At 52.0% G+C, this 18,075-nt stretch carries 14 protein-coding genes; 9 read left to right on the top strand and 5 right to left on the bottom strand.

Annotation, left to right across the window (positions count from 1 at the left end):
• Nucleotides 1-47 precede the first annotated feature (47 nt).
• Nucleotides 48-1,709: a ribonuclease J gene (locus M2108_RS02480; protein WP_277467472.1), complete on the bottom strand. Its 1,662-nt coding sequence runs from the start codon at nt 1,707-1,709 to the stop codon at nt 48-50.
• A 154-nt stretch (nt 1,710-1,863) separates the two neighbouring features.
• On the opposite strand from M2108_RS02480, the gene M2108_RS02475 reads away from it, so the two are divergent.
• Together M2108_RS02475 and M2108_RS02470 are read left to right on the top strand one after the other, a co-directional pair.
• Nucleotides 1,864-2,220 (top strand): MmcQ/YjbR family DNA-binding protein, encoded by a 357-nt coding sequence (locus tag M2108_RS02475; protein ID WP_277467473.1) that lies wholly within the window; start codon nt 1,864-1,866, stop codon nt 2,218-2,220.
• Between the two features lie 116 nt (nt 2,221-2,336).
• Entirely contained in the window at nt 2,337-3,491 is a 1,155-nt protein-coding gene (locus M2108_RS02470) for a PQQ-dependent sugar dehydrogenase (protein ID WP_277467474.1), read from the top strand.
• A 103-nt stretch (nt 3,492-3,594) separates the two neighbouring features.
• Here M2108_RS02470 and M2108_RS02465 read toward each other — a convergent pair whose 3' ends face one another.
• Nucleotides 3,595-4,461 carry a MurR/RpiR family transcriptional regulator gene (locus M2108_RS02465; RefSeq protein WP_277467475.1) on the bottom strand — a complete coding sequence of 289 codons (867 nt, stop codon included), beginning with the start codon at nt 4,459-4,461 and terminating at the stop codon, nt 3,595-3,597.
• Between the two features lie 146 nt (nt 4,462-4,607).
• Between M2108_RS02465 and M2108_RS02460 the strand changes: the two genes are divergently transcribed.
• From M2108_RS02460 to M2108_RS02445, 4 genes are all read left to right on the top strand, one after another.
• On the top strand, nt 4,608-5,627 hold the full coding sequence (locus M2108_RS02460; protein WP_277467476.1) for a Gfo/Idh/MocA family oxidoreductase: 1,020 nt from the start codon (nt 4,608-4,610) through the stop codon (nt 5,625-5,627).
• Nucleotides 5,627-6,622 (top strand): Gfo/Idh/MocA family protein, encoded by a 996-nt coding sequence (locus tag M2108_RS02455; protein WP_277467477.1) that lies wholly within the window; start codon nt 5,627-5,629, stop codon nt 6,620-6,622. The genes M2108_RS02460 and M2108_RS02455 overlap by 1 nt, the downstream gene beginning before the upstream one ends.
• A gap of 288 nt (nt 6,623-6,910) precedes the next feature.
• Nucleotides 6,911-9,718: a glycoside hydrolase family 2 TIM barrel-domain containing protein gene (locus tag M2108_RS02450; RefSeq protein ID WP_277467793.1), complete on the top strand. Its 2,808-nt coding sequence runs from the start codon at nt 6,911-6,913 to the stop codon at nt 9,716-9,718.
• 138 nt (nt 9,719-9,856) lie between these two features.
• Nucleotides 9,857-10,732 (top strand): hypothetical protein, encoded by an 876-nt coding sequence (locus tag M2108_RS02445; RefSeq protein WP_277467478.1) that lies wholly within the window; start codon nt 9,857-9,859, stop codon nt 10,730-10,732.
• Nucleotides 10,733-10,879: 147 nt separating this feature from the next.
• On the opposite strand, the gene M2108_RS02440 is transcribed toward M2108_RS02445, so the two are convergent.
• Complete coding sequence (locus M2108_RS02440; protein ID WP_277467479.1) at nt 10,880-12,070, bottom strand: ROK family protein; 1,191 nt, start codon at nt 12,068-12,070, stop codon at nt 10,880-10,882.
• Between the two features lie 220 nt (nt 12,071-12,290).
• Between M2108_RS02440 and M2108_RS02435 the strand changes: the two genes are divergently transcribed.
• The 3 genes from M2108_RS02435 to M2108_RS02425 all read left to right on the top strand — a co-directional run bounded on the left by M2108_RS02435 (nt 12,291) and on the right by M2108_RS02425 (nt 16,514).
• Complete coding sequence (locus tag M2108_RS02435) at nt 12,291-14,048, top strand: methyl-accepting chemotaxis protein (RefSeq protein WP_277467480.1); 1,758 nt, start codon at nt 12,291-12,293, stop codon at nt 14,046-14,048.
• A 132-nt stretch (nt 14,049-14,180) separates the two neighbouring features.
• Nucleotides 14,181-14,834 carry a hypothetical protein gene (locus M2108_RS02430; protein ID WP_277467481.1) on the top strand — a complete coding sequence of 218 codons (654 nt, stop codon included), beginning with the start codon at nt 14,181-14,183 and terminating at the stop codon, nt 14,832-14,834.
• Nucleotides 14,835-14,891: 57 nt separating this feature from the next.
• Nucleotides 14,892-16,514 carry a glycoside hydrolase family 5 protein gene (locus tag M2108_RS02425; RefSeq protein WP_277467482.1) on the top strand — a complete coding sequence of 541 codons (1,623 nt, stop codon included), beginning with the start codon at nt 14,892-14,894 and terminating at the stop codon, nt 16,512-16,514.
• Between the two features lie 110 nt (nt 16,515-16,624).
• Here M2108_RS02425 and M2108_RS02420 read toward each other — a convergent pair whose 3' ends face one another.
• The gene (locus M2108_RS02420) at nt 16,625-17,161 is read right to left on the bottom strand and encodes a flavin reductase family protein (RefSeq protein ID WP_277467484.1); all 537 of its coding nucleotides are present in this window, start codon (nt 17,159-17,161) and stop codon (nt 16,625-16,627) included.
• Nucleotides 17,162-17,393: 232 nt separating this feature from the next.
• Nucleotides 17,394-17,813, bottom strand: coding sequence for a hemerythrin domain-containing protein (locus M2108_RS02415; protein WP_277467485.1), 420 nt, complete (start codon nt 17,811-17,813; stop codon nt 17,394-17,396).
• Nucleotides 17,814-18,075 lie beyond the last annotated feature (262 nt).

Raw genomic sequence — 18,075 nt, 5'->3', positions numbered from 1 at the left:
GGACAACCATTTTGAAGGCCCGCGGGATTCCGCGGGCCTTCTGTAGACTACACTTCTATAATAATCGGCAGAATCATTGGACGGCGTTTGGTTTTCTCGTACAGAAATTTCCCGAGGGCTTCTTTGAGCGTCTGTTTGATGACATTCCACTGGCCAAGGTCAGACTGGTTCAGTTTATCAAGGGTGGCTATGACCAGTTGATTAACCTCCTCAATCAGCTTGTCCGAATTGCGGACGTAAATGAATCCGCGGGAAATGGTATCCGGTTCATTCAGCAGCCGTCCGTCCGACTGGCTCAGGGTGATCACCGTGATCAGAATGCCGTCTGCTGATAACTGGCGGCGGTCCCGCAGAACTACGTTGCCGATGTCGCCGATGCCAAGCCCGTCAACATAGATTTGCCCTGCAGGAACGCGGCCCGATTGTCTGACAACGCCGCCGGCGGATTCGACCAGCTCGCCATTCTTCAGCAGGAAAATCTTGTCCTCTTCAACCCCGACAGCCTCAGCCAGCAGGCGGTGATGATGGAGCATCCGGTATTCCCCGTGAATCGGGATGAAATATTCCGGTTTCATCAGTGTCAGCATCAGCTTCAGCTCCTCCTGGCTGCCGTGTCCGGATACATGCAGCTCACTTCGTGAACCATAGATAACCTTGGCGCCCAGAACGTACAGGTTATCAATGATCCGGGCTACATTGCGTTCATTGCCGGGAATCGGATTGGCTGCGAGCAGCACGGTATCCCCCGCGCTGATCTCCATCTGCCGGTTGCTGGAATTCGCCAGCCGGGACAGAGCGGCCATAGGCTCACCTTGGCTGCCCGTACACAGGACGGCAATCTCATGAGGCGGCAGCTTGGCCGCTTCTGCAGGCTCGACCAGCATCCCTTCCGGCACATTCAAATATCCCAGCTCCTGGGATACGCCTACTACGTTCACCATGCTCCGTCCAAGCAGAGCGAGCTTTCGTCCGGTCAGGCTGGCGGCATCAACGATCTGCTGCAGGCGGTGGACATTGGAGGCGAAGGTGGAGATGAAGATTCTGCGGTCTGCTTTTTGAAATGCTTCTTCAATGTGTGTCCCCACCAGTCTCTCAGACGGAGTGAACCCGGGCCGTTCGGCATTGGTGCTCTCAGAGAGCAGAAAACGAACGCCTTTTTTGCCAATGTCGGCCATTTTATGTATGTCCGGATACTGTCTGTTGACAGGAGTCATATCAAACTTGAAGTCGCCAGTATGGACAACGGTGCCTTCCGGTGTATCGAATACAACGCCAAGGCAATCCGGAATACTGTGGTTGGTTCTGAAAAAGCTCGCCTTAATGCTGCCAAAGTCAAGAATAGACTCCGAGTCTATGCGGTGCAGGCTGGTCTGGCGAAGCAGCCCGTGTTCTTTAAGCTTGCTTTCAATTAACCCGAGCGTGAGACTGGAGGCATAGAGCGGGAGATTGAGCTGCTTCAGCAGATACGGAATGCCTCCGATATGATCCTCATGGCCATGGGTGACGATCAGTCCCTTCACTTTATCTGGATGAGCCAGCAGATATGAAATATCAGGAATGATCAGGTCAATACCCAGCAGACTTTCGTCGGGGAACTTGGAGCCGCAGTCAACCACGATAATATCATCACCGTATTGAATGAAATACATATTTTTGCCGATCTCCGTTACACCGCCCAGTGCTCCAATCCAAAGCCGGTCCTCTGGCATTTTACGTGCCTCCTTATTGTAGGTTTATTGGTATTATGTATAGCCGCGCTGATAATTATCCTTACTCCCGTAATTCCCGGGCTTGCCTGACAGAACGCCAGTTCTTATAATTAGAAGCATTAAGCAGCATGCTGCTAAAGAGAGAGGTACTGAGATGAAACAGAAGATTACGGAGTACTGCCTGAGCAAGCGGGGCGCGGGGTTGGAGCAACCCTTTGGCCCTGAATCTGAAGTGATTAAAGTCGGAGGTAAAATGTTTGCACTGATCTTTAAAGGAACGGCGGAGGAATTCCGGATCAATCTGAAATGCGACCCTATTATTGCCGGGAACCTGCGTGAGCAGCTCGAAGCCGTCAAACCGGGCTATCATATGAACAAGAAGCACTGGAATACCGTTATCGTCGACGGTTCCTTATCACTGGCTGAGATTTATGACATGATAGACCATTCCTATAGCCTGGTTGTCGCCAAGCTTCCCAGAAGCCAGCGCGATATCCTTTTGGAAGAATAGAATGCCGGCAGCTCTGCAAGAGTTCCTGAGTTAGGGCTCCTGCATCCGTTTATAAATACATATGCAGACAGCAGACAGGAGGCAGCCCACAAACAGGAGAGCAGAGGTGCATTATCTTGAAAAAAATATGTATATTATCGTTGCTCACAGCCTTTATAACCGCCGGTTGCTCGTCCGCAGCAGATGAACCGCCGCTGTCCCCGCCGGCAGCGCAGGAGAATTCGGTTCAGGAACAGCCTCCGGCTTCAGCTCCGCAGGCTTCAGCGCTGCCTGCACAGACAGTTGCACCTGAAACAGACGCAGTACCGGAACCGGAGGTCCTTGCCGCTAATCTTGAAGTGCCCTGGTCAATGGCCCAAGCCGGCGACATCTTGTATATAACAGAACGGACCGGCAGCATCGTGAAAATCGACAACGGGACTGCCGTCAAGCAGCGGGTTGAGCTGAAGAAGGAGCTGGCGGACGTTTCAGAGGCCGGTCTCTTGGGACTTGCGCTTAAACCGGATTTTGCAGAGTCCGGGCTGGCATATGCCTATTACACTTATAATGACGGATCGGGCCTGTTTAACCGCATCGTAACACTTAGACTGGATAAAGATATCTGGAAGGAAGAAGAGCTGCTGCTTGACAGGATTCCCAGCGGCTCTGTGCATCATGGCGGAAGGCTGGGGATCGGACCCGACGGCAAGCTGTATGCCACAGCAGGTGATGCCGGTGAAGCGGAGATTGCCCAGGAGCGCGGAAGTTTAGGCGGCAAAATTCTGCGGCTGAACCTTGATGGGTCAGTGCCGGAGGATAATCCGTTTGCAGATTCCTATGTCTACAGCTACGGTCACCGGAATGCCCAGGGGCTGGCCTGGACGGATGACGGTATATTGTATGCAAGTGAGCATGGCAACCGCAGTCATGATGAGATCAATGAAATTGAACCAGGTCTGAACTACGGCTGGCCGGTTATCGAAGGGGAAGAACAACGGGAAGGTATGGTAACGCCGTTATTCACATCAGGCAGTGATACGACCTGGGCGCCGTCCGGCATGGCTTATGCTGATGGCAGACTGTATGCAGCTGGTTTACGGGGCAGTGCCATATTGGCATTTGATCTGGAAACTGGTGAGGAACGGGAAGTTGTAACCGGATATGGCCGGGTCCGTGATGTGCTGATTGCAGATGGCATGCTTTATTTCGTCAGCAATAATACCGACGGGCGGGGGAGTCCTCAGGAGGAGGATGACAAGCTTTACCGTGTCTCCCTGTCCGCGTTGGATTAAGGTTAAGGGTTGCCCGGCCTGCATAAGGCTGAGCATCCTGTTGTACAGAAACAGCAGCCGCTAAGCTGCTGTTTTCTTTATAGGGCGGACGCCGGAAATCGTGCTACTCACCGTCCATTAGCTCTTTAATGTAACGGCTGTTCAGCGACTGCTCGGCAGACTCTTTGTTATGCTTGTAGGAAATCTTATAGATACAGGAAAAGATTACATTCAGCACATATTCAAACGCCATCTGCGAGGAGAAGGTTCCGATCTTGGCATGTTTGACTTCGTCATCAGGTACACAGATACAATGCGTACTGAGCTTCGCCAGTTCACTGTTACCAGCGGCGGTAATTGTAATAATCGGAACCCCCTGCTGTCTGAGGTGACGGGCTGCTTTTAAATAAACCGCTGAATTCCCGTGGTATGTAACAAAGACCGCGCAGTCCTCCGGCGTCAGATTAACGGTATGGTATGCCCATTCGTGCAGCTCAGTTGCAATGACGGCATACTTGTTGATTTTGATCAGCTTGTTCTGGAAGCTTCTGGCCCGGATCTGGGAATCCCCCAAGGCATACATAAAGATTCTTTTCGCCTGATCCAGCATGCCTGCTGTCTGTGCAAGGACTTCATCGTCCAGATAGGCATAAGCCCTGCTGACCGTTTCTTTCATTAGTCCGGCTATTTCCCCTGCTACCTGGAGCGCGGTTTCCCCATATCCAAACGGATAGTTCGGATCGACACTGGAGGGGATCTGGGTTTGCTGCTGAAATTCGCGGGCAAGCTGGAGAGTGAACTCCTTAAATCCGGATAAACCGAGCTTGCGGGTCAGCCGGTTGATTGCCGAGTGGGACGTATAGGTAGCTTTGGCAAGCTCCTGTATGTTAAGCTGCAGCATATTTTCCCTGTGGTGAAGGATATAGGCTGCGATGCTCTGCTCGTTAGTTGTAAAATGGGGCATTTCTGATAATTGCCGCAGCAGCTTCAAAGCTTTTCACCTCGATAAACATTTTGTTCAATCATGAAAGGCATATGGTACAGTGATTTGGTCGTTTGTACCGTTTTGCCCGCAGATTCTTTACGCCTGAATAAGTTCCTTTATAATAAACGAAAAAGCCCACAGGGGGAATGCACATGCTGACAATCGCTTATATCGGAAACGGCAAAAGCACCAACCGCTATCACCTGCCGTTTGCCATGAACCGGGACTATCTGAAGGTAAAAACCATTTACGCCCGCAATCCGCACAAAGCAGAATGGGACAAGCTTCCCGGCGTTCTGTATACAGATGATCTTCAGGCAGTAATGAACGATGCCGAGATTCAGCTGGTCGTTGTATGCACGCATATCGACTCGCATTATTCGTATGCCAAGCTGGCGCTTGACCACGGCAAACATGTGCTGGTAGAGAAACCGTTCATGATGAGCGCGGAAGAGGCAAAATCGATCTTTGAGTATGCCCGGGAAAAGAAGCTGATTATCCAGTGTTACCAGAACAGACGTTATGATTCAGACTTCCTTACCACGAAACAGGTAATCGACTCGGGCAAGCTTGGCGAGCTGCTGGAGGTTGAGATGAATTATGACTATTACCGGCCGGAGACTCCGAATTCGGTTAAGCAGTTTTCGCGGTATAGCAGCTACCTGTTCGGACATGGCGTTCATACCATTGATCAGGTGATCTCTTATTTCGGGACGCCGGACCGGGTGCATTATGATGTGCGGCAGCTGCTCGGATCAGGCAGAATGAATGATTATTTTGATCTGGACTTTTATTATTCCACGCTGAAGGTATCGGTCAAATCGAGCTTTTTCCGTCTGAAGGCACGTCCGAGCTTTGTGGTCTACGGTAAAAAAGGGGTATTCGTCAAGCATTCGATTGACCGCCAGGAAGAGCACCTCAAATTATTTTACCTGCCGCAGGGACATGCCGATTTCGGATTGGATACGCCTGAACATTACGGGACGCTGACTTATCTTGATGATGAGGGCAACTACCATGAAGAAAAGGTTGTTTCCGCCAGAGGGGATTATGCCCGGGTCTATGACGACATCTATGAGGCGATTGTGAACGGACGGGAAAAAACAATCAGGGATGATGAAACGGTTGCCGTCATGGAGATTCTGGAACGCGGGATCGCGGGGTGCAGCTGATGAAGCTCGGAATTGCCGGAGCGGGGAATATTGTGCTGGATCTGCTCAGCTTTGTGCAGGAAATACAGGGGATTGCTATACAGGCGATCTGTTCCAAGCCCGAACATCAGGAGAAGCTGCTTCTGCTGCAAAAGAAACACAGGGTCCCGCAGCTCTACCACAGCTATGAAGCGATGCTGGCGGATACGGATGTGGATACAGTCTACATCGGTCTTCCGAATCATCTGCATTTCACATACGCCAGGGAGGCATTATTGAAAGGCAAACACGTGATCTGCGAGAAGCCGTTCACCTCGAATCTGGATGAATTCCTGGTGCTGCAGCAGCTAGCCCTTCAGAACAGGCTGGTTCTGGCCGAGGCTATTTCCAACCAGTATCTTAACAATTACCTGCTGCTGAAGGAGCATTTGCCCAAGCTGGGCCCGCTCAAAATCGTAGAATGCAATTACTCCCAATATTCGTCGAGGTACGATGCCTTTCTGGCCGGAGAGGTGTTGCCTGCCTTTAATCCGGAGCTGTCCGGAGGGGCGCTGATGGATATCAATATCTATAATATCCATTTTGCAGTCGGCTGCTTCGGGAGTCCGGAGAAGGTGCTCTATCATGCCAATATGGACCGCGGCATTGATACCTCCGGCATCCTGCTGCTGGATTACGGTGAATTCAAATGCGTCTGTATCGGGGCCAAGGACAGCACCGGGCAGAATGGAGTGAACATACAGGGAACCCGTGGATATATCCATATGTCCGGGCCCGCGAACGGGATGGACAGCTTTGAATATGTACAGGGCAGACAGCCGCCAGTGACGATAGACCGGAAGAATCATCCTCACCGGATGTATGATGAATTCAAGGCTTTTGAACGGATCATCCGGGAAGGTGACCTGGATACAGTGAACAAGATGCTGGAGCACAGCGGACGGGTTATGGAGGTCGTTGAACAGGCGAAGCAATCGGCCGGGCTGGTGTTTGGTGCCGACCGGCGTGGCGCGTAACGGAGCGGAACGAAGAAAGTAGCGGTTATAGTTGTATGAAGTGCAGTTAACGTTAAATGAGTGTGGTATTAAGGGCAAGAACTAAATTAATAACCTTGGATTGCAAGCCGTACGGATCACCGTACGGCTTATTAACATTCCTGTCTATCTGTTATTATTGTTATTATAAATATTATATAAATTGATAACATGTAAATATAGGACTATAATTAATAACAGGACTATACTATTCATCATTTATATTCAATCAGCTGAAATATTCGATTGGGAGTGGGATTCTTGCAGACAATGATCAAGCTAGAAGGCGAATGGAAGCTGCAGCTGGATGGAGACAAACAAGGGCTTGTATTGCCTTACACCGATACTATCCATTTGCCGGGCACGATATCTTACGCCCGTAAAGGACCCAGGAACGAGGAGGTTCTGATCAGCGCGCTGACTGATGAATATCTGTTCGAAGGACAAGCCTGGTATTCCAGAGAGATTGATATTCCAGAGGAACTGGCCGGTTTGTCATGCCGGTTGTATCTGGAGCGCACGCGGATGACAACGCTTTATATTGACGGAAAGGAAATCGGCAGCCGGGACAGCCTGAACACTGCACATGTGTACGATTTGGGCCGCCTGCCGGCAGGCGGACATAACGTTACGGTCTGTGTCAGCAACACCGGATATCCTACCAAAGGGGGACATATGACCTCCCCGGATACCCAGACCAACTGGAATGGCATCACCGGCCGGATGGAGCTGCAGTTCTTCGCTGAATCGTATTTGAGCGGAATCCGGCTTACTCCGGATGTGGCCAACCGTTCGCTCTGGATCACAGCCAAGCTTGAAGGCAGTGCAGAAGCGGTGCTGACAGTATCCGCTGCAAGCTTCAACGGTGAAGCTGTGAATGCAGCCGGACATGTGGCGGCAGCACAGACGTATGTGCTCACACCGGGGGACTTTGACGTAGAATACAGCCTTGGCCCTGAAGCGTTGTTGTGGAGTGAATTCGCACCCAATCTGTACAATGTAAGCCTTGCTCTCAGCACCGGGGAAGGCGTTACGGCAGACCGCAACGAGCTGGTCTTCGGCTTGCTTGAGTTCAAGGCGGACGGCGACAAATTTGCCATTAACGGACAGAAGACCTTTCTGCGCGGCAAGCATGACGGACTGATCTTTCCGCTTACCGGCTATGCGCCGACCGATGTGGAAGAATGGGTCAGAATTCTCGGTATTTCCAAATCCTACGGCATCAACCATTACCGGTTCCACACCTGCTGTCCGCCGGAGGCGGCTTTTACTGCTGCAGATTTGCTGGGTATCTATATGGAGCCGGAGCTGCCCTTCTGGGGCACCGTCACTGAACCGACCGACGATAACCATAATCAGGCGGAGCAGGATTATCTGGTGAGCGAAGGCTATGCCATTCTGCAGGCTTTCGGCAACCATCCGTCCTTCGTAATGATGTCGCTCGGCAATGAGCTGTGGGGCAGCAGGGCCAAAATAGATTCCATTCTAAAGGAATACAAGGCATTTGACAGCAGACCGCTTTATACACAGGGCTCCAATAATCACCAATGGGTGCCGGAGATTCTGGAGCACGAGGACTTTTTCTGCGGAGTGCGGTTCTCCAGAAGCCGGCTGTTCAGAGGCTCCTATGCGATGTGTGATGCGCCGCTTGGCCATGTGCAGACTGCTGTGCCGGGAACGCTGAAGGACTACGACGACCAGTTCGTACCCCCTGCACTGGTAACGGGTGCGGACGGAGGAGAAGAAACCGGAGGTGAAATTCAGATCCAGTACGGCACCGAAGCCAAAACCGTACAGGCTGATGATGCTTCCGGAGAATGGATTCCGCACATTCCGGTCATCTCGCATGAGATCGGGCAATATGCAACCTACCCTGATTTCGAGGAAATTGCCAAATACAGCGGACCGCTCAAGGCCAAAAATTTCGAAATCTTCCGTGAACGTCTGGAAAAGAACGGCCTCGGCCATCTTGCTGCCAAATATTTTGCAGCTTCCGGCAAGCTGGCGGCCGCCTGCTACAAGGAAGAGCTGGAGGCTGCCTTCCGGACCAAGCGGCTTGCCGGGTTCCAGCTGCTGGATCTGCAGGATTTCAGTGGACAGGGCACTGCGCTGGTTGGGATATTGGACGCTTTTATGGACTCAAAGGGCATGATTACCGCTGAGGAATGGCGCACATTCTGCAGTGATGCGGTGCTGCTGGCGCGGTTCCCTAAATATAACTACGTTTCCGGGGAACCGTTCCAGGCGGACATTGAGCTTAGCTGGTTCCGCAGCAGCACTCCGGATACGCTTGAGCTCAGCTGGTCCTTGACCGCTGAAAGCGGAACACTAAGCGAAGGAACTGCGGCAGCAGAGATTCCGGCAGGTACTAATTATTTTGAACTATACCGTCTTAAGCTCAACCTTCCGGCTGTTAAGGCAATGACCTCCGTTAAGCTGAGTCTGCAGATCACCGGCACAGATATCCGCAAGAGCTATGATCTTTGGATCTATCCCGATTCAGCCAGCAGCGGACTTGAAGAAGTGAATGTTTACCATAAGCTTGATGATGAAGCGCTGGCACTGCTGGAGCAGGGAGCAGACATCCTGCTGATGCCGGACCCGGATTCGCTGAAGAATGCGGTTCAAGGCTTTTACAGCACTGATTTCTGGTGTTATCCGATGTTCCGTTCCATCTCCGAGAGTATGAACCGTCCTGTGCCGGTCGGCACGATGGGGCTGCTGATTGATAATACTCATCCTGCGCTCGGGAGCTTCCCGAGTGAAGAGCACTCCACTTATCCTTGGTGGAACATTATCGAACATTCCAAATCACTGATTCTGGATGGGACGGATCAAAAGTGGAGTCCGATTGTCCAGACCATCGACAACTTCGAGCGTAATCATAAGCTGGGCTTCCTGCTGGAATGCCGTGTTGGTGACAGCAGGCTGCTGATTTGTCCGCTTAATGCAGATAAGGCTGCTGAGACTCCGGAGGGCAGACAATTTCTGTCCAGTCTTACCAGCTATATGCGCTCTGAGGCATTTAATCCGGAGGTAGAGGTAACTATTGATGAGCTGCAGCGGATTATTCAATAAGCGTCTGAAGCTTCCAATGATGCAGTTTCGAAAAGGTGTTGTAGTCCGCTCTCATTGACCTGGTGCCATTTACCAGTCTTCTGCCGGCAAAATAGTGTTATGGTAGAGGGTAGCAATGGATACGAGGTGATAAGTTGTATGACTAAGAAACACTGTTTGTTCTGTGATGCTATTGTTCCGATCGAACGGGAAGGGGAATATGACCGTTATCTGGATTGCTCCTGCTCTCCAGGCGGCTTCTATTCCCTCCGTAAGGACAGCTATGATGTGATTAATGCGCTGCCGCATGCTGCCAAACGGGATCTGCTGCATGTTGTTTCAGGCTACATCAGGGAAAAGACGGATTGTGGCGAGCACGTCCATCTTTCATCCGGTGATCTGGAGGCCATAGCAGGGGGTCCCAAAACCCCGGTAACGATTGAGGACAAAGGAAACCGGCTGCTGCAGTTCCTGTACCGGCACTCTGAGTCTCCGGGGGATCCTGTTACGATTCATCCGCTGTCTGCCAGCTATAACCTGACCTATTCCCCTAACCTGCAGGAATTGGTATATATCATAGACAAGCTTGGAAGCGAGCAGCTGCTCATCCGGGAAGGGATGAATTTTCAGCTCACGCAGCAGGGATGGAATGAAGCCGCCGCCAGTGCGGGCGGCAAGAAATTAAAGCCCTGCTCCGTGCTTCTTCCCGCCAATGATGAGCATATCGCCATGTGGCAGGAAGATTTAGTGTCCACAGTCGGCCAATACGGTTATCTGCCGTCGGTGAATGTCAGCGGGCAGTATCCGCTGGAGCAGCTTGCCGAGAGCAAATTGATCATTGCTGATTTAACCGGCCGCTCAGCAGGTGTCTATTTCGCAGCAGGCTATGCGCTTGGGCTGGGCATTCCGGTAATCTGGACCGTCCACAGCAGCGGAGCCGCGCAGCTTGATGTCCAGCTGCATGACATCCGTCCGCTCGTCTGGGATACGGCAGATGAGCTGGCTGTGCTGATCAGGCAAAGACTTACTAAATAGCCCATAACCCGGTGTAATCGCCGGTAATTACGCCAAACAGCCTGTACCGGATTATTGATCCGGTACAGGCTGTTTCTTTATGCAGCGTCATCGAATAATGAAATCACAAATCCATTTATGATGTTGTCGAGGAGGTCACCGCAGCTTTTAATTCAGTTCCCATTCGTGAAGCAGCATGATTGCCGCTCCGGTCGCCACTGCTTCATCGGTGAGTGCACCCTGCGTGAAGACGGGACTGTACTCCGGGTATCGGTACGTATTCTTCTTAGCAACTTCTACGGCTGTCTGGAAGACCAGCGGGTCGGCACTGACCAGCGGACCGCCGAGAATGACATATTCGGGATGGAAGGTATTGATCAGGTTGGCCAGTCCGATGCCCAGATAACGGGCCGTTTCGGTAAACTGCTCCTTAACGAGCGGATCACCCTTTGTCAGGGCATCGACCAGCACGGTGAAATTGACGCGCTCCGGGGCAAGCGCCGACAGGAGGCTGCTCCGACCGCTGCTTAGCTGGCTGCGGACCCGCTCCTCAAGTGAAGGTACAGATACAAAGGCTTCAAGTGCACCATAGTTCCCCTTATCCCTCAGCCGTGGCCCCTCGGTCCGGATGATCATCTGTCCGACCGCTCCTTCTGTGTCAACGGCACCGCGGATGATTTTGCCGCCGGACATTAGTCCGGAACGGATATTGGCCCCGGCATGGACATAAAGCGCATGCTCGATATTTTCCCCGCGGAAGGCCCAGTGTTCGCCGATTAACGCCGTGTTCGCGCCATTGTCCAGCTTGGCCGGAATTCCCAGCCGCGCAGTCAGCATCTCACCTACCGGTACGTTCTTCCAGAAAGGTGAGGGGAATAGCTCCGGCTCCAGAATCACCCCGGTCTTCTGATCCAGCGGACCCACCGCACCAACGCCGATCCCCAGCACCTGCTGTGATGATATCCCTTCCTTGGCCATAAAGGCATCCGCAGCTTTACCGACAAGGTCCACCAGACGTTCCGGGGTCATCCCGGCATCCATCTCCCAGCGTGTCAGAGATAAAGTCTTGAGATGCAGATCATACAGTCCCAGCTTGGAATACAGTCTGGATATTTCAAGCCCCAGCAGATAGCGGTGGCTGGGGTTGGTCTGGAACAGAACAGGCTTCCTTCCGCCGGTTGAGCTGCCGAAGCCGGAGACGATAATCAGCCCCTGTGAAATCATGTCTTCCAGCAGCCGGGTCAGACTGCTGCTGGCCACGGCAAAATACTGCAATAAATCAGCCTTCGAAACGGTACCATGCTCGAAAATCCGGTCATATACCTGTTTTTTTATAGAAGGAGCTGAATGAGTAATCATATGTATTCATTCTCCATTTCCAAGTCAAATAGTCGGGTTATTTTAAGTATAGCGGCAGCTTTCCGTTTTTTCCAGAGTATATGCGGCAAATTATGAATGGAAAAAAAGGATTTTCATAAAAGTTGTCGAAAATTTCCGTTAGAGGGACTTTTGTCATAGCCAATTCGGCAAATCCCCACTACAACAAACGCAACTGATGTGCGCGAAAGGGAAGGCTTCTATGTTTGCTTTTATCCGAAAAAGTCTAATAGCCCGGATTCTCTGTGTGACCACAGCAGTTATCCTTGGTATCACGGCCGGTAATCTCGCCATCCAATGGGTGAATACCGGGTCAGCCGTTCAAGGAACCATCAGCAGCTACAACATGAACATCGCAAGCCATTATGTAACACAGCTCGATGCCGGACGCTACAGTGTGTTTCTGGAAGATCCGCAGGAGTCGGAACTCTACTGGTCGCTGAGGGATGAACTGGACCAGTTCCGTACATCCATCGGAGCCCGGTATGTCTATTTCGTGAAAATCGATGAAGCCGGCCAGCCGCTGCTGATGATTGACGGCAGACCGCCTGGCGACCCGCTGGCATCTCCGATCAATGAGGAGACGGATATGCCGGATACTGCAGTCAAGTCCGTCCTCGCAGGGGAAAATGCCAGCTCTGAGCTGATCAAGAATCCTGAATACGGTGATTACATTTCCGCCTTTGTACCTGTCAAAAATGAACAGGGTGCGCTCATCGGGGCGCTGGGAATCGATACGGATGTCACCGTGGTCAGTTCACTGACCCGGGATGTGCTGCTCCAGAGCCTGCCGCTCTACAGTATTATTCTTGCAGTATCCCTGATTGCGCTTGGCGTTATTGCCTGGTTTATCACCCGTTCCTTGCGTCCGCTGCATACGATAACTGCAGGTGCGGGGGCGATGGCCGGCGGGGATCTGGCGGAGGCTTCCCGGATTCTGCACGGACGGCCGGTCAAATCCCGGGATGAGATCGGAACCGCCTATCAGGCTATGCTCAAAATGTCAGGCGAACTGAATATCCGGGTAAAAGGAATGGTCTCGAATGTATCATCAGCCTCTGATTACCTGTACGGCACCTCAGAGACCTTCGCCAGAAATGCGGATGATGTGCTGCGGATGAGTGAAACGGTGAACGTAAAGATCGGAGATATTTACTCCGGAGCAAGCACGCAGACGGAAGGGGCGCAGAGCAGTGCGCTGGCGATGGATGAGATGGCGCAGGGAATCGCCCGGATCTCGGCTGCCTCCGCTTCTGTATCGGAGACTGCCGTTCAGGCGCTGGATAAGGTAAATACCTCCCAGACCGCCATGTCCCGGATGAGCCGGCAAATGGAATCCATTGCTGAATCAACCGACGAGACGATGAATATGGCTGTCCTTCTTCAGGGCTACACTGCTGAAATTGAGGGTGCTCTGGCGGCAATCAGACAGTTCGCCGACCAGACGAAGCTTCTGGCGCTCAATGCTTCGATAGAAGCAGCCCGGGCAGGAGAACACGGACGGGGATTCACCGTCGTTGCCGGCGAGGTACGCAAGCTGGCGGAAGGCTCTGCTTCGGCAGTGGAGCGTGTTGCAGACTTGCTGATACATATCGGAACAATATCCTCCGGTATAAGTACACAGATGACGGAGGCTTCAAGCGAGGTAGGAGAAGGTGTTCGAATGTCCACCGGGGCAGAGGAAGCCCTGGTGCTTGCAGCAGCCGCATTCCGGGAAGTGGCGGAACAGATCGTAGATGTATCTGCAACAGCAGAGGAGCTGTCTGCCGGTTCACAGGAGGTAGCCGCCACTGTTGGCAGCATGGCTATGATTGCCGGCGGGGTTACCGAGCAGACCCGCCAGATCCGCGAGCTTACCGATCTACAGCTGGAGAAGATAAGAGAGGTATACGAAGCCTCAAGAGTAATCAGTGTGAGTACCAGCGATATGCGTCAGGCAATCCTGCAGGTCAGGGTTTAACACAACCGGCTGCATTATCCTATGTACAGGATAATGCAGCCGGTTCTTTCTGACCGTTAAGCCCTATGTTATAGTAGGTATTGTAGCGCTTTATCGCAAACAAGGACAAGCATAACAGGGGGAAACCATGATATGATTTCACGCAAGATTTACAGGGGAATCTGGAAAGAGGGACAGGCAGCAGCCGGCCTGCAGGCATTGCAGGAAGACATCCGGGCTAAACAGCTTGTACAGGACGGGGTGCTTATGACTGCAGCAGCTTTTTCCTGGCTAAATAATGTCTTTCTCTATTACGAGTGCATCAGCGAACAGGTTGAACCCGTGAATCTGGCCGGTGCCGCCGGACAATATCTGATTGACTGGGAAGGCGAAGCGGCTCCGCGGAAGTGGATAGAGATGATTGATGTCTTTCATTTCAATGAACCGGCCGGGTATGAGCACTGGCTGCGCAAAGCGGCAGTAGAGCGGCGGGGGGGAAGAGTGGCCCAACTGAAGCGCGAAAAGGTAGCCAGCTATATTTATTATCATTACCAGCTGCAGGAGGAACGGGCGTTCCACGGCAATAAATACGATATTATCGCCATGCACGAGAATCTGCTGTTCGGCTATCAGGAATTTCCGTCCGTTGTGGAAGAGCCTGTAGTTCCGGGGCGGCTGAGCACCACAGGAACCCCGGTCCCGTGGGAAGATTCGCGGATGGATCTGCATTTTCAGCCCTGGGAAGACGACGGTTATTTGTACTTCAAGCCTGTTGAGACAGTATTCGCATATTACATAGAAAATTAGTCCCGGATGTGATTATTGTAACCGCTTCATATATTACTGCAGGAGGAGGCCGGACAGATGAATGAGAAAATGAGCAGATCGAGGGTTAGCGGATTTCTTAGGGCTGAAGGCAGAACGGTTGTAAACGGCAAGGGCGAAGAGGTATTGCTTAGCGGTTGGGGACTTGGCAACTGGCTGCTTCCGGAAGGGTATATGTGGACTACGGACGGAAACAGCCGGTTTGACCGGCCGTCAAGGATTGAGGCTGTGCTCCGTGAACTTACAGGAACAACGTTCGCGGAGCAGTTCTGGACGGCATTCCGTAACAGCTACATCACAAGGGAAGACATCCGGCTGATGGCCGGGCAGGGATACAATTCTGTGCGTATTCCGTTCAACTGGCGTATTCTGATGGAGGATGAGCCGGGAATTGTCTGGAAGGAGGACGGGTTTAGGCTCATTGACCGCTGCCTGGACTGGTGTGAGGAGTTTAAGATATATGCCTTTCTGGATCTGCACGGTGCTCCGGGTGGCCAGACGGGTGCAAATATCGACGATTCTGTTGATGATGTGCCGCGGCTGTTCACGGATGAGGATAGCTGGAATAAGGGGCTTGCCCTGTGGAGGCAGCTCGCTGAACGGTACAAGGACCGCTGGATTGTCGGCGGCTATGACCTGCTGAACGAACCGATCAAGACTCCTTCTGCCGGACAGGATTTTGACTATCTGGTTCCGCAGCTTGTCCGGTTTTATGAGGAAGCGGTTGCGGCCATCCGGGCAGTGGATGATAAGCATATGCTCTCTATTGAAGGGCATCACTGGGCGACGGACACCAGCATTTTTCACAAAAAGTATGATGACAATATGATCATTCATTTCCACAGGTATGCCTGCTACCCGGATCTTAGTTCTTTCACAGAATTCCTTGAGGTGTCCGCGAGATTGAATGCGCCGCTTTGGCTGGGGGAGAGCGGTGAGAATTTGAACGAATGGTATACCGCCATCTATCCGCTGGCTGCGGAACTGAATATCGGCTACAATCTGTGGCCGTGGAAAAAGATGGACAACACCAACTCTCCGTATTCTGTTAATCTGCCGGAAGGCTGGAATCTGCTCATGGATTACACCAGAGGGGGCGTCCATCCCGGTTATGAACAGGCTGGTGCAATTCTGGAGCAGTATTTGGAGAACATCAGGGTTGAAAACTGCCGGTATAATACTGAGGTAACGGACGCAGTATTCAGGACACCGGGCTGTACCGTCCGGGCAACGGATTTTGATCAGCTGCCCGGCAAAGGACTGTCATTCAGCGGGCTGCGCCATCAAGGGAACCCTTTCAAATACCGGTCAGGAACCGGCATGCATATAATAGAGGGGATACCAAGGGGAGACTTGACTAAACGATTCTTCTTCGATATTTTGTGGGACAGGTTCCTGCTTGAGCTTGAGGCAGGAGAGTTCGCCGCTTATACGATCAACAATACGCGGGAGGACAGCAGTATCTCATTCACCTATAGTTGTAATGGGCCGGCGGTTGTGGCTCTTTTTCAGGATGATCGGGAAATAGCTTCATTAACGCTTCAGTCTGGGGAGCACAAGCAGACTACTCCGGCGGTAGGCTTGGCGGCTGCCGGCAGTTCCAAATTAAAAGTTGCTGTTCATTCAGGAACAGTGAGGCTGGACGAGATTATTTTTAAATGAATAATAACAAACAAGCAGCGCTTCTCCGGCATCCGGGGAAGCGCTGCTGTGCGCTGGAACGTTACATTAAAATATGGTGCAGCTGCTGTAAGTACATGCTTATGGGCAGCCTATTGCATAAAACGGAAGCTCTTGTGCCGGCCGTCTCCGAAATAGAGAATGTTGTCGAGCTCTGAGGCCTGCAGCCCGCCTTCCTCATTCAACACCTTTCCGGCAACATAACGGCCCTTGATCTTGGCCAGAATGTTGGTAATTCCCTTAAACTGGTCATGCTCAATAACATGGATCAAAGTACATTCAATGGCAATCATGCATTCCCGGATAGCGGGTGCATTGACAGTGTGCGCCTGCTCATGCGTCAGATCAACGTGGTCAAATTTGCTGAACTCTTGTCCGGAATGCGCGCCGCAGTAGGTAATCACGTCCATCAACGAACGGCCGGGAATATTGATGACGAAATCCCGCACCGCCTTGATCTGGTTAACGGCATAGCCTTTGCTGCTGAAGCCCAGCATCATCATGTCCTTCAGTGAATAGGAAGAGGAGATAGGCGTTACGTTCGGCTTACCATCCGCATCATAAAAGCTGACCAGGATAACCGGGAACCCGTAGTACATTTTCTCATAATCTACAGCTACCTTTTCCATTTGAGCAATCCTCCTGAATATGTATACCGCTCAAAGCGGCTTCTATACCAAAGGATAGCTCAAGCCGGAAAGGAGCAAGGGTGACCAGACGCACAGGTCTAGCTGTTCTGTAATTGCAGAGCCGGAGCAAAGTACTGGTTATGAATCTGATCTCCTTCATTCCGAGGGTAACCAGTTCCCGGATCATATAACAAAGATGATTTGCGGGTTCTTCTGGTGCAGCCGGAGCAGGTTATGCCTCCCCGAACAGCAGACGCTCCTCCTCCCTGCTATGAATAGCATTAACAACCAGCAGGGCGTGAAATTGATGGAGCACTTCCGGTGTGAGCCCTTCCCGGGTCAGCCGGGCCTGGGTGTCCCTGACGATGGTCCGCAGTAATTCGTGATCACGTGTCAGCCGGATAACAGTGTCCTTTAGCTCCGGCTGCTTCTCTTCCATCTCCTGATAGAAGCCGTCTTCCTCCGCATCGGCGTGACTGAGAATCCGTGTTTCCCAGTATTCAAGCAGATGCTCGGCTGCCTGACGGGCCACCTCGAATTCCTTTGCCTCAAGCAGCTCCTCTACTTCCTCGGTTATGCCGATTGCACCCGACAGACCACTCTCATGAATGGCATGATGGGCATGCCGCTGGCGTAATGAAGGTCCTCCCATGTCGTTCATCCTCTCCGTATTTTTGATCAGTATAGCATATCAGCTGGTAGTGAAATTCCCGGTAAGGTATTCCCCGTACAACAAAGAGGGAACTCCCTTGTACGGGCTTCCGGCAGTGAAGAAAGAGGGCTGTAGCAGCGCTTTTCCCGGTTTTGGGGAAGGCGTTTTTGCCGTTTCAGCAGATCGAGGGATTTCCCGCAGCGCAATAGGTGTTTCCCTAATGGGAACTGCCGGCGTCCAGCTCCATAATGATATTAATTGA

The sequence above is a fragment of the Paenibacillus sp. PastM-3 genome (assembly GCF_029893965.1).
In the GTDB taxonomy this organism is placed as follows: Bacteria; Bacillota; Bacilli; order Paenibacillales; family Paenibacillaceae; genus Paenibacillus_AQ.
Note: the sequence above shows the minus strand (reverse complement) of the source record. Positions and strands in the feature narration are given on the sequence as shown.